This is a genomic window from Streptococcus oralis, from assembly GCF_026782085.1.
GTDB classification, from domain to species: Bacteria; Bacillota; Bacilli; order Lactobacillales; family Streptococcaceae; genus Streptococcus; species Streptococcus oralis_DA.
Map to the genome: position 1 here is coordinate 235362 of NZ_JAKUVW010000004.1, position 12253 is coordinate 247614.

Annotated in this window: 9 protein-coding genes; 8 read left to right on the plus strand and 1 reads right to left on the minus strand. The window is 40.4% G+C overall.

All coding sequences use genetic code 11. From position 1 onward, the window contains the following. Positions 1-33: 33 nt before the first annotated feature. The 8 genes from pulA (at position 34) to MK395_RS03295 (ending at position 11797) form a co-directional block, all read left to right on the plus strand. Positions 34-2319 carry a type I pullulanase gene (pulA, locus tag MK395_RS03260; protein WP_268711257.1) on the plus strand — a complete coding sequence of 762 codons (2286 nt, stop codon included), beginning with the start codon at positions 34-36 and terminating at the stop codon, positions 2317-2319. A 198-nt stretch (positions 2320-2517) separates the two neighbouring features. Beyond that, positions 2518-3942, plus strand: coding sequence for an NADP-dependent glyceraldehyde-3-phosphate dehydrogenase (locus tag MK395_RS03265; RefSeq protein WP_268711258.1), 1425 nt, complete (start codon positions 2518-2520; stop codon positions 3940-3942). A gap of 271 nt (positions 3943-4213) precedes the next feature. Next, on the plus strand, positions 4214-6109 hold the full coding sequence (gene glgB, locus MK395_RS03270) for a 1,4-alpha-glucan branching protein GlgB (RefSeq protein WP_268711259.1): 1896 nt from the start codon (positions 4214-4216) through the stop codon (positions 6107-6109). A 158-nt stretch (positions 6110-6267) separates the two neighbouring features. Beyond that, the gene (locus tag MK395_RS03275) at positions 6268-7410 is read left to right on the plus strand and encodes a glucose-1-phosphate adenylyltransferase (protein WP_049536437.1); all 1143 of its coding nucleotides are present in this window, start codon (positions 6268-6270) and stop codon (positions 7408-7410) included. Continuing rightward, positions 7400-8539 (plus strand): glucose-1-phosphate adenylyltransferase subunit GlgD, encoded by a 1140-nt coding sequence (gene glgD / locus MK395_RS03280; RefSeq protein WP_000687046.1) that lies wholly within the window; start codon positions 7400-7402, stop codon positions 8537-8539. The genes MK395_RS03275 and glgD overlap by 11 nt, the downstream gene beginning before the upstream one ends. After that, positions 8536-9969 (plus strand): glycogen synthase GlgA, encoded by a 1434-nt coding sequence (glgA, locus tag MK395_RS03285; RefSeq protein ID WP_268711260.1) that lies wholly within the window; start codon positions 8536-8538, stop codon positions 9967-9969. The genes glgD and glgA overlap by 4 nt, the downstream gene beginning before the upstream one ends. 58 nt (positions 9970-10027) lie before the next feature. Beyond that, a complete protein-coding gene (gene serB / locus MK395_RS03290) occupies positions 10028-10672 on the plus strand; it encodes a phosphoserine phosphatase SerB (RefSeq protein ID WP_268711261.1) in 645 nt (214 codons plus the stop codon). A gap of 9 nt (positions 10673-10681) precedes the next feature. Continuing rightward, positions 10682-11797 (plus strand): glycerate kinase, encoded by a 1116-nt coding sequence (locus MK395_RS03295; protein WP_268711262.1) that lies wholly within the window; start codon positions 10682-10684, stop codon positions 11795-11797. On the opposite strand, the gene MK395_RS03300 is transcribed toward MK395_RS03295, so the two are convergent. Continuing rightward, positions 11794-12240, minus strand: coding sequence for a DUF1694 domain-containing protein (locus MK395_RS03300; RefSeq protein ID WP_268711263.1), 447 nt, complete (start codon positions 12238-12240; stop codon positions 11794-11796). The genes MK395_RS03295 and MK395_RS03300 overlap by 4 nt on opposite strands. Positions 12241-12253 lie beyond the last annotated feature (13 nt).

Below are 12253 nucleotides of genomic sequence, written 5' to 3' on the forward strand. Positions count from 1 at the left end.
AAATTTAAATTGAAATTAGAAATTAGGAAAAAAATGTATAGATACCCAGTAGTCATCCATTTTCACCGAAAGAATGGGGATTATGATGCTTGTTCATTCAGTAGAAAACAGGCAGATGTTAAAGAAAATTTGTATTGTGAAAATGATTATTTTGGAGCAAAATTCTCCTTTACAGTCACAAGTGCAGAAAGGCTTGATACTTTGACTTTTTCTGTCGAAATAGATGGAAAGACAAAAGATTATCTCCTACGGTTTAACTATTACCCACTGTTGACTGAGGTTTGGATCTTAGATGGTGATGAGACGGTTTATTATTCAGAAAATCCAGCCATTGCAAGTCCTTACTATAAAAATCGAAACCCGTTTGCTTTTGATAAAGCCTTTCACAGTGAAAGTTTTGATCATCATTGGGGATACCAAGGAGAGTTGGGTTATAGTATCTCAGACTACCAGACAAGCTTTAAACTCTGGGCTCCAACAGCTACAGCAGTCCAAGTAGTCGTTTATGAAAATACAAGTAACGACGCGCCTATTTGGAAAACCTTTAATCTAAAGCGAGGGAATAGCTATTCATACAGTCATAAGTACAATACCATTGGTGTTTGGAGTGTAGACCTAGATGAAAATCTTGCAGGTAAAGCTTATCAGTATCAGATTGAGTTTCCGCACCACCAGACCCTGACACGAGACCCATACACTATCGCTACAAGCCCTGACGGGAAACGTTCCGTAATTCTCTCTCAGCAAGATAGACAAGTAGAAGGATTTAAAGTCAAACATGGGACAGACGCTCCTTGGCGTTTGGAAAACCCATGTAAAGCCGTTATCTGTGAGATGCACATTCGTGATTTTACAAAATCACCGACATCTGGAGTTTCAGAAAACCTTCGAGGTACCTTCCTTGGGGCTGCCCAGACTGGAACGGTTAACCAGCATGGTCAAGCAACAGCCTTTGACTATATCAAAGAACTCGGCTGTAATTATGTTCAGCTCCAACCAATCTTTGATCGCCATAAGGAATATGACGAGGATGGAAATGTAACCTATAACTGGGGTTATGACCCTCAAAACTACAATGCGCCAGAACCAAGTTTCTCTAGTAATCCAGATGATTCTGGACAGGTTATTCGAGACCTCAAGACCATGATTCAGGCTTATCATGATGCAGGAATCGGTGTCATTATGGATGTCGTTTACAACCATACCTTTTCAACGGTCGATGCACCTTTCCAAACAACTGTTCCTGATTATTACTATCGTATGAATCCAGATGGAACCTTTCAAAACGGAACAGGTGTTGGAAATGAAACCGCAAGCGAACACGAAATGTACCGCAAGTATATGATTGACTCACTCCTTTATTGGGTGAAAGAATACAATATTGACGGTTTCCGTTTTGACTTGATGGGAATTCACGATGTCAAAACCATGCAGGCGATTCGTTGGGCACTTGATGAAGTTGATCCTCGTATTATCACTTATGGAGAAGGTTGGGATATGGGGACCGGTCTTGCACCTTATGACAAGGCCAAGAAGGACAATGCCTACCAGATGCCAAATATTGGATTCTTTAATGATGATCAGCGTGATGCCATCAAAGGAGGAGAAGTTTATGGTTCAATCAAGGCTGGATTTGTTAGCGGTGCAGCTACAGAACCGATTGTAGCCAAAGCTATTCTTGGTAGCCGAGAGTTGGGCTCATATCTTAGTCCAAATCAAGTTCTTAACTATGTGGAAGCCCATGATAATTACAACTTGCATGATTTGTTAGTAACCCTTCATCCAGATCACAGTTCAGATAAGATTATGCGACAGGTTGAGACAGCAACAGCCATGAGCATTCTTATGCAAGGGATGTCCTTTATAGAGCTGGGTCAAGAATTTGGACGCACCAAACTCCTTGCTACAGGAGAAAATGGCGAGCTAACTGCGGCAGATAGAGAACGGGCCATGAATAGTTACAATGCTCCAGATAGGGTCAACCAGGTCAACTGGGATTTAATCAATGAGAGACAAGAAAGCATTGACTTTATTCGCCAGATTATTCGCCTAAAAACACAAACACGTGCTTTCTCTTATCCTACATACGAAGAAGTTTATCGTCATGTCTTCGTCCATACAGCTGCTGAAAATAGTGGGTGGATTGTTTACGAAATTCACGGTGGAACAGAGCACTTATTGGTGGTATTCAATGCCAAGGGAACTTCCTTCTACTTTGAAAATGCAGGAAATCTTGAAATGCTTGTGTCCAATAGTCGTTCTCAAGAGTCTAATGTGATTGATGATATCAGCGTTGCAGTCTTGAAGGTACTTTCATAGTAAATACTACAAAAAGGTTTAGTTAATTCTAGACCTTTTTTTATTTTTATTGAAAAACCAATATCTAATAGGAATAAATTTCAAATAATTTGAAGAATCAAGTTTGTGAAAAAAATATCAATATTTTCCAAAAAAGGGGTTGTAATTTTCTGAAAATTTGATAAAATAAGGTTTAATCATTTTCAGGAGGAAGAGAATTTGACAAATTATCAGAATTTAGTGAATGGAAAATGGAAATCATCAGAGAATGAAATTGCCATCTATTCTCCCATTAATCAAGAAAAGTTGGGGACAGTACCAGCTATGAGTCAGGCTGAAGTAGATGAGGCTATGAAAGCAGCGCGTACAGCTCTCCCAGCATGGCGTGATTTAGCACCGGTTGAGCGTGCAGCTTATTTGCATAAGACAGCAGACATTTTGGAACGTGATAAAGAAAAAATTGGTACCATTCTTGCTAAGGAGGTTGCAAAAGGGATTAAAGCAGCCATTGGAGAAGTAGTACGTACAGCAGAATTGATTCGTTTTGCTGCCGAGGAAGGTCTCCGTATCACTGGACAAGCAATGGAGGGTGGCGGTTTTGAAGCTGCAAGTAAAAATAAACTAGCCGTTGTTCGTCGTGAGCCAGTTGGAGTTGTGTTAGCTATCGCGCCATTTAACTACCCAGTCAACCTTTCTGGATCTAAGATTGCTCCGGCCTTGATTGCAGGAAATGTCGTTATGTTTAAACCACCAACACAAGGATCTATTTCTGGTCTCTTGCTGGCTAAAGCATTTGACGAAGCCGGAATCCCAGCAGGTGTCTTTAACACCATCACTGGACGTGGTTCTGAGATAGGGGACTACATCATTGAACACAAGGAAGTGAACTTCATTAACTTTACAGGTTCAACACCTATTGGTGAGCGTATCGGTCGTTTGGCTGGTATGCGCCCGATTATGCTGGAGCTTGGTGGGAAAGATGCAGCAATTGTCTTAGAAGATGCAGATTTAGAAAATGCAGCTAAGCAGATCGTAGGTGGTGCCTTTAGCTACTCTGGTCAGCGTTGTACCGCTATCAAACGTGTTTTGGTTGTGGAAAGCGTAGCAGACAGATTGGCTGAATTGCTCCAAGCTGAAGTTGCTAAGCTAACAGTGGGGGATCCATTTGACAATGCAGATATCACGCCAGTTATTGATAATGCTTCAGCTGATTTCATCTGGGGATTGATTGAAGACGCTCAAGAAAAGGGTGCTAAAGCGCTCAGCCCAATCAAACGTGAGAATAATCTCATTTGGCCAGGACTATTTGATTATGTCACAAGAGATATGAAATTAGCCTGGGAAGAACCATTTGGACCTGTTCTCCCAATTATCCGAGTTGCAGATGCCAACGAAGCGCTAGAAATTGCTAATGAATCAGAATTCGGTCTTCAATCTTCTGTCTTTACAAATGACTTTAAAAAGGCATTTGAAATCGCTGAAAAACTTGAAGTGGGAACCGTTCATATTAATAATAAAACACAACGTGGGCCAGATAATTTCCCATTTCTTGGTGTAAAAGGGTCTGGTGCAGGAGTGCAAGGAATTAAATATAGTATCGAAGCGATGACAAATGTAAAATCCATTGTTTTTGATGTGAAATAATTTATAAAATCAGGAAATAAACTTCCTGATTTTATTTTTTTCAAAAAATACAGTTTAAAATTGATAAAAAACGAATATTCTGGTATTATAATAAAAAAATATATGGAAATTGTTTCGTATTCTATTTTCAGGATATCTTTTTTAAAATGCTAGGTAATTTTTTGAAGGCTTTCATAAAAAAATATGATTTCCTTCGTAAATTACTTGAAAGTTATCTTAAAAGAGTGTATAATAGAATTATAGAAAACGCTTACAAAAGAAAGGGGATTGAATGAATAATCAAGAAGCATTAAGAACCTTTACTACAGGTGAGAACTTTCACCTCCAGCATTATTTAGGAGCGCATAGAGAGGAGAAAAACGGAGAAATAGGCTATACTTTTAGGGTTTGGGCTCCAAATGCACAAGCAGTTCATCTAGTTGGTGATTTTACTAATTGGGTTGAGAATCAGATTCCTATGGTTCGTAATGAAGTAGGTGTTTGGGAAGTCTTTACCAGTCAGGCTCAGGAAGGTCAGATTTATAAATATCATATCACGCGTGCAAATGGTCACCAGATTATGAAGATTGATCCGTTGGCAGTTTATTTTGAAGCTAGACCGGGTACAGGAGCAGTTCTGACCAATATCCGTGAAAAGAAATGGAAAGATGGTCTTTGGCTAGCACGTCGCAAACGTTTGGGATTTTTCGAGAGACCAGTTAATATATACGAAGCCCATGCAGGATCTTGGAAGAGAAATCCAGATGGTAGTCCCTATACTTTTTCGCAACTGAAGGACGAGTTGATTCCATACTTGGTTGAGATGAACTATACACATATTGAGTTCATGCCTTTAATGGCTCATCCACTTGGATTGAGTTGGGGCTATCAGCTTATGGGGTACTTTGCTTTTGAACATTCCTATGGCAGACCTGAGGAGTTCCAAGATTTCGTTGAAGAGTGTCATATAAATAATATTGGTGTTATTGTAGACTGGGTTCCAGGTCATTTCACTATTAATGATGATGCATTAGCATATTATGACGGCACACCAACTTTTGAATACCAAGATCACAACAAGGCTCATAACTACGGTTGGGGTGCGCTGAATTTTGACCTCGGGAAAAATGAGGTCCAGTCTTTCTTGATTTCAAGTATTAAATTTTGGATTGATTTTTACCACTTAGATGGTATTCGGGTCGATGCAGTGAGCAATATGCTGTATCTAGATTATGATAATGCACCTTGGACTCCAAACAAAGACGGTGGAAACCTTAATTACGAGGGTTATTATTTCCTTCAACGTTTGAATACAGTTGTTAAGTTAGCTCATCCAGATATCATGATGATTGCAGAAGAAAGTTCATCAGCGACAAAGATTACTGGTATGAAAGAAATGGGCGGCCTTGGATTTGACTATAAATGGAATATGGGCTGGATGAATGATATTCTCCGTTTCTACGAGGAAGATCCGATTTATCGTAAGTATGACTTTAATCTTGTGACCTTCAGCTTTATGTATGTCTTCAATGAAAACTATCTCTTACCTTTCTCACATGATGAGGTAGTTCATGGTAAGAAGAGTATGATGCATAAGATGTGGGGAGATCGCTACAATCAGTTCGCTGGTCTGCGTAATCTCTACACCTATCAAATTTGTCATCCAGGTAAGAAACTCTTGTTCATGGGTAGTGAGTACGGGCAATTCCTAGAATGGAAGTCTGAGGAGCAGTTGGAATGGTCTAATCTAGAAGATCCGATGAATGCTAAGATGAAGCATTTCACTTCACAACTGAATCAATTCTATAAAGACCATCGCTGTCTTTGGGAAATTGATACTAGTTATGATGGTATCGAGATTATCGATGCTGATAATAGAGATCAGAGTGTCCTTTCCTTTATTCGTAAGGGCAAGAAGGACGAAGTATTAGTCTGTGTCTTTAATATGGCACCAGTTGAACGTAAGGACTTTACGATTGGTTTACCTGTTGCAGGTATTTACGAAGAAGTTTGGAATACAGAACTAGAAGAATGGGGAGGTGTGTGGAAAGAGCACAATCAAACAGTTCAGACTCAAGAAGGCTTATGGAAAGATTATGAGCAGACTTTGACCTTTACCCTGCCTGCCATGGGAGCAAGCATCTGGAAGATCAAGCGTCGTTTGAAACCAGCTAAGAAAAAAGAATAATGGGCTGTTGATTAAAATTTTTTAGATTTTAAAAACGGATGTACTTGTATTGGACTTGAAACACAAGAGAAATGGATTTCCTATTATTTTTATAAAAAGTTTGACTTCCGACCTTCTTTCGATTTTAACGTTCACATGTCTTTATAAAGGAGTAGAAAATGAAGAATGAAATGCTAGCTTTGATCCTTGCGGGTGGGCAAGGAACACGTCTCGGAAAACTCACTCAAAGCATTGCCAAACCGGCAGTGCAATTTGGTGGGCGCTACCGTATCATTGACTTTGCTCTTTCCAACTGCGCAAACTCTGGAATCCATAATGTTGGTGTGATTACGCAATACCAACCTCTCGCTTTGAATAACCATATCGGAAATGGTTCGAGCTGGGGATTGGATGGTATCAGTTCAGGCGTTTCTATTTTACAACCTTATTCAGCCAGCGAAGGAAACCGTTGGTTTGAAGGGACTAGTCACGCTATCTACCAAAACATTGACTACATCGACAGTGTTAATCCTGAGTATGTTTTGATTCTTTCTGGTGACCACATCTACAAGATGGATTACGATGATATGCTTCAGTCCCATAAGGATAACAATGCCAGTTTGACAGTAGCTGTCCTAGACGTACCTCTCAAAGAAGCTAGCCGTTTTGGTATCATGAATACAGATGCCAATAACCGTATCGTTGAATTCGAAGAAAAACCTGCTCAACCTAAGTCTACAAAGGCTTCTATGGGGATTTACATTTTTGACTGGAAACGACTTCGCAATATGCTTGTTGCTGCTGAAAAGAGCAATGTGGATATGTCAGACTTTGGGAAGAACGTTATCCCTAACTATCTCGAGTCTGGTGAAAGTGTCTATGCTTATGAATTTAATGGCTACTGGAAAGACGTTGGTACGATTGAGTCACTTTGGGAAGCCAATATGGAGTATATTTCACCAGAAAATGCCTTGGATAGCCGTAATCGTCAGTGGAAAATTTACTCAAGAAACTTGATCTCACCACCCAACTACTTTGGAGCACATGCACACGTTGAAGATTCATTGGTCGTGGATGGCTGTTTTGTAGATGGAACTGTAAAACGTTCGATTCTTTCAACAGAAGCACAGGTTCGTGAAGGAGCCGAGGTCGTTGATTCTGTCATCATGAGTGGGGCTATTATTGGCCATGGAGCAAAGATTACTCGTGCTATTATTGGTGAAGGTGCCATTATTGCTGACGGCGTAGAGATTGACGGAACTGACGAAGTACAAGTAGTAGGATACAATGAAGTAGTGGGGGTAGCAACAGATGAAGATTGATAAATATTCAGCCATTTTAGGAAACACAGTTGGTTTTCATGATATGTCAACGTTAACAGAACACCGTCCGGTAGCTAGCTTACCTTTCGGAGGGAAATACCGTTTGATTGACTTCCCCCTTTCCAGTCTCGCAAATGCAGGTGTTCGTAGTATCTTTGGTATTTTCCAACAAGATAATATCAGCTCTGTATTCGACCATATCCGTTCAGGTCGTGAGTGGGGCTTGTCCACCCTTCTAAGTCACTACTATCTAGGAATTTACAATACTCGTGTTGAAAGCAGTACGGTTGGAAAAGAGTATTACCAACAGCTTCTTACCTACTTGAAACGTTCAGGTTCAAACCAAACCGTTTCGATTAACTGCGATGTGCTGGTGAATATTGACTTGAATCAAGTCTTCCACCTACACAATACAACGAAAGGTCCGATCACAGTTGTATATAAGAAACTTCCGAAGAAAGACATTTCAGATGTGAATGCTATCTTGGAAATTGATGAAACAGACCATGTTCGTTCGCACAAACTCTTTGATAACAAATCTACGGATGAACTCTTCAACATGTCTACAGATATCTTTGTTGTGGATACTCCTTGGTTGATTGAACGACTTGAAGAAGAGGCTCAGAAAGAATATCCTGAAAAGTTACGCTATGTTCTTCGTGATTTAGCTGCAAAAGAAGGAGCTTTTGCTTACGAATACACAGGCTACTTAGCGAACATTCATTCTGTTCAGTCCTATTATCAAGCAAACATCGATATGCTTGAATCTAAAAAATTCTACTCTCTTTTCTCACCAAATCAAAAGATTTATACAAAAGTTAAGAATGAAGAACCAACCTACTATGCGAATACTTCAAAAGTAAGAAGTTCTCAGTTTGCTTCTGGTAGTATCATTGAGGGTGAAGTAGTTCAGTCAGTCCTATCTCGTAACATTTATGTTCATAAAGATAGTGTGGTGAAAGACAGCATTTTATTCCCTCGAGTTGTGATTGGTCAAGGTGCTCAAGTTGAATATGCCATCCTAGACAAAGGTGTTGAAGTTGCGGACGGTGTTGTCATTCGAGGAACAGCAGAACATCCAGTTGTAGTGAAGAAGGGTGAAACAGTAACAGAGGACATTTATTCATGAAAATTTTATTTGTAGCGGCAGAAGGAGCCCCCTTTTCAAAAACAGGTGGTTTGGGCGATGTCATTGGCGCACTTCCCAAATCACTTGTAAAAGCGGGGCACGAAGTTGCAGTTTTCTTGCCTTACTATGATATGGTAGAAGCTAAGTTTGGAGACCAGATAGAGGATGTTCTCCATTTTGAAGTTAGTGTAGGATGGCGTAGACAGTACTGTGGTATTAAGAAAACGGTCTTGAATGGCGTTACTTTCTACTTCATTGATAATCAGTATTATTTCTTCCGTGGTCATGTGTACGGTGATTTTGACGATGGCGAACGCTTTGCCTTTTTCCAACTGGCTGCTCTTGAAACCATGGAACGCATCGGCTTTATCCCTGACCTTCTCCATGTCCACGACTACCACACAGCCATGATTCCCTTCTTGTTAAAAGAAAAGTACCATTGGATTCAGGCATATCAAGGAATCAGAACAGTTTTAACTATTCATAATTTGGAATTTCAAGGTCAATTTTCTGAAGGAATGTTGTGGGATTTGTTCGGTGTTGGGTTTGAACGCTATGCTGATGGCACCCTTCGGTGGAATGATTGTCTCAACTGGATGAAAGCAGGGATTCTCTACGCAGATCGTGTCTCAACCGTTTCTCCTAGCTATGCGCACGAGATTATGACCAGTCAGTTTGGTTGCGGTTTGGACCAGATTCTTCGCATGGAGTCAGGTAAGGTTTCAGGGATTGTCAATGGTATTGACGCAGATCTTTATAATCCTCAAACAGACCCACTTTTAGACTATCATTTTGATAAGGAAGATTTGTCTGGAAAAGCTCAAAACAAAGCAAAATTACAAGAGCGAGTTGGGTTACCAGTGCGAGCAGATGTTCCTCTAGTTGGGATTGTCTCTCGATTGACACGCCAAAAAGGTTTTGATGTTGTGGTAGAAAGCTTGCATCGTTTCTTACAAGAAGACGTTCAAATCGTTCTTTTAGGGACAGGGGATCCTACTTTTGAACATTCCTTCTCCTGGTTTGCGCAAGTCTATCCAGACAAGCTATCAGCAAATATCACTTTTGACGTCAAGCTCGCTCAAGAAATCTACGCAGCTTGTGATCTCTTCCTCATGCCGAGTCGTTTTGAACCATGTGGCTTATCTCAAATGATGGCAATGCGCTATGGAACTCTACCATTGGTTCATGAGGTTGGTGGTTTGCGTGATACGGTTCAATCCTTCAATCCGATCGAAGGAACTGGTACTGGATTTAGCTTTGACAATTTAACACCATACTGGCTTAACTGGAGTTTCCAAACAGCCTTGGATGTTTATAACTACCAGCCGGACGTTTGGAGAAATCTACAAAAACAAGCTATGGAATGCGATTTCTCATGGGATACAGCCTGTAAATCTTACCTAGACTTGTACCATAGTTTAGTCAACTAATAGATAAAATCGTATGATTCTTTCATACGATTTTTGGGCTGTTTAGAAAGGAAAGCTTATGTCTCGAGTAAAAGGCTTGTGTGTCATGGACGTTGAAGGCACCCTGATAGCAGAAGAAGTGATTGATCTTTTAGGAAGAGAAGCAGGTTGCGAAGCCGAAATTTCGCAGATTACAAGCCAGACAATGCGAGGTGAACTGGATTTTGAAACAAGCTTACGAGCAAGAGTGGCTTTGTTAAAAGGTCTTCCGGTTTCGGTCTTTGATACTGTCTTCAAATCCATTCATCTGTCCAAGAATGCTCAAGAATTTATCTCCATACTTCAAAACAAGGGCATGCTAGTTGGTCTAGTGTCCGGTGGATTTACACCAATAGTTGAGAGATTAGCAAAATCCCTTGGCATCTCCTATTTCTCTGCTAACCAGTTGGAAGTCAAAGACGGCTTTTTAACTGGAAAATTAGTTGGTGAAATTGTGACAGGTCAAGTAAAACAAGCTACGCTTGAGATTTGGATAAAGGAATTAGGACTTTCCAAAGAAAGAACGATTGCCATCGGTGATGGTGCCAATGACCTCTTGATGTTAAAGTCAGTAGGTCACGGTATAGCCTTTTGTGCAAAAGAAATCGTAAAATCTGAGATAGCTTGTCATGTAGATACGAGGGATCTTTTAGAAGTTCTACCTTTGATTAATTTCTTAGAATGAGAGGGAACTATGAAAATTGTAATTGCACCTGATTCTTTTAAAGAAAGTTTGACAGCAGAAGAGGTCGCTCAAGCTATAAAAAAAGGTTTTGAAAGGTCAATAGCGGATGTAGAATGTCTGCTCTGTCCTGTTGGTGATGGTGGGGAAGGAACTGTAGATGCTATTCGCCATTCTCTTGAACTCGAAGAAAAATGGCAAGAGATGACGGGGCCTTTTGGGCTAAAAGAATCAATGCGCTACTTTCAAAAAGGCCAAATAGCGCTCTTTGAAGTTGCTGACTTGGTTGGTCTTGGGAAGATTTCGAGGGAGAAACGAAATCCCCTTCACATTCAAACTCGCGGTCTTGGAGAGTTGATTCGCCATCTCGTTGATCAAGGGATGAAAGAAATCTATATCGGAGTTGGTGGTACGGCTAGTAATGACGGTGGGATAGGCATTTCTGCTGGTTTGGGTTATCGTTTTTATGATAAGAATGGAAAAGAATTGCCTGCTTGCGGTCAGACTTTGTTTGAGTTCGAGTCAGTTTCAGACAGTGAGTTATATAGGATTCCTGATGATGTGCAAATTCGCATTCTAGCAGATGTGGAGAGTCCCTTATGTGGTCATCAAGGAGCGACCTATACATTTGGCAAACAAAAGGGCTTGGAACCCAGTTTATTTGAAACAGTAGATCTGGCTATACAGCGTTTCTATGAAAAATTCTCACCTTCCACCCTGTCTCTTAAAGGAGCAGGAGCCGGCGGTGGCATTGCTGCTGGGCTCTGTACCTTTGCTAAGGCCTGTATCGTATCTGGGATTGATACTTGCTTGGATTTGATAGACTTTGACAAGAAAGTTTCAGATGCCGACTTGGTTATTGTTGGAGAGGGCAGACTGGACAGTCAAAGCTTTGCTGGAAAAGCTCCTATTGGTTTAGCAAAAAGAACCCCTAGCGGAGTTCCTGTTATTGCTATTTGTGGTAGTCTTGCTGAGGATTTGCCTCCCCTACCATTCGAAAATATACAAGCTGTCTTTTCTATTTTAGAGAAAAGTGAACCTTTGGAAGACAGTTTGAAAAATGCGAGTCTCTATTTGGAGCACACATCTACTAATATTGGCCGTTTATTAAATTTGAGGAAGGATTAACCAAACCATTTTTTCCAGATGGATTTTTTAGGTGACTCTGCCTTTTTCTCTTCCCAGAAGCTTGAGAAAGCAAGTCTGATGTCCTTTTCGTCTACTTGAACAGGTTCATTCGTGTGAATGACAAGGCCAAAAGGAGAGGTGATATGATCGTCTGAAACAATAGTCGCCTGGCAGTTGCTTTCCTTTGCTTGTTTTAAGTAAAAGACCTGTTTGTCAAACTCGATACTTGGTGAGATTTTCACAAAAAGTATCTCTACCTTTTCTTGAAAGCTTTCTAAAATAGAGAAAAATCCATGTTCTAATTCAGAACTATTGGCAGTACTGATATCCGCGTAGCCAAGAACTCTTTCCTCGAAAGTCCCGAGATAGCGGCGTTGTTCGTCAGGGTTTAATTTGGGCCCACCATGAGCTTTTTCTAGTAGTTGTTTTGATAAATCTGTCATAAAAACAGTATAT

What these genes read in the sequence shown, in the direction of transcription:
- glgA (WP_268711260.1), top strand. Translation starts at nt 8,536, where the DNA reads ATGAAAATTTTATTTGTAGCGGCAGAAGGAGCCCCCTTTTCAAAAACA.
- serB (WP_268711261.1), top strand. Translation starts at nt 10,028, where the DNA reads ATGTCTCGAGTAAAAGGCTTGTGTGTCATGGACGTTGAAGGCACCCTG.
- MK395_RS03295 (WP_268711262.1), top strand. Translation starts at nt 10,682, where the DNA reads ATGAAAATTGTAATTGCACCTGATTCTTTTAAAGAAAGTTTGACAGCA.
- glgD (WP_000687046.1), top strand. Translation starts at nt 7,400, where the DNA reads ATGAAGATTGATAAATATTCAGCCATTTTAGGAAACACAGTTGGTTTT.
- MK395_RS03275 (WP_049536437.1), top strand. Translation starts at nt 6,268, where the DNA reads ATGAAGAATGAAATGCTAGCTTTGATCCTTGCGGGTGGGCAAGGAACA.
- glgB (WP_268711259.1), top strand. Translation starts at nt 4,214, where the DNA reads ATGAATAATCAAGAAGCATTAAGAACCTTTACTACAGGTGAGAACTTT.
- MK395_RS03300 (WP_268711263.1), bottom strand. Translation starts at nt 12,240, where the DNA reads ATGACAGATTTATCAAAACAACTACTAGAAAAAGCTCATGGTGGGCCC.
- pulA (WP_268711257.1), top strand. Translation starts at nt 34, where the DNA reads ATGTATAGATACCCAGTAGTCATCCATTTTCACCGAAAGAATGGGGAT.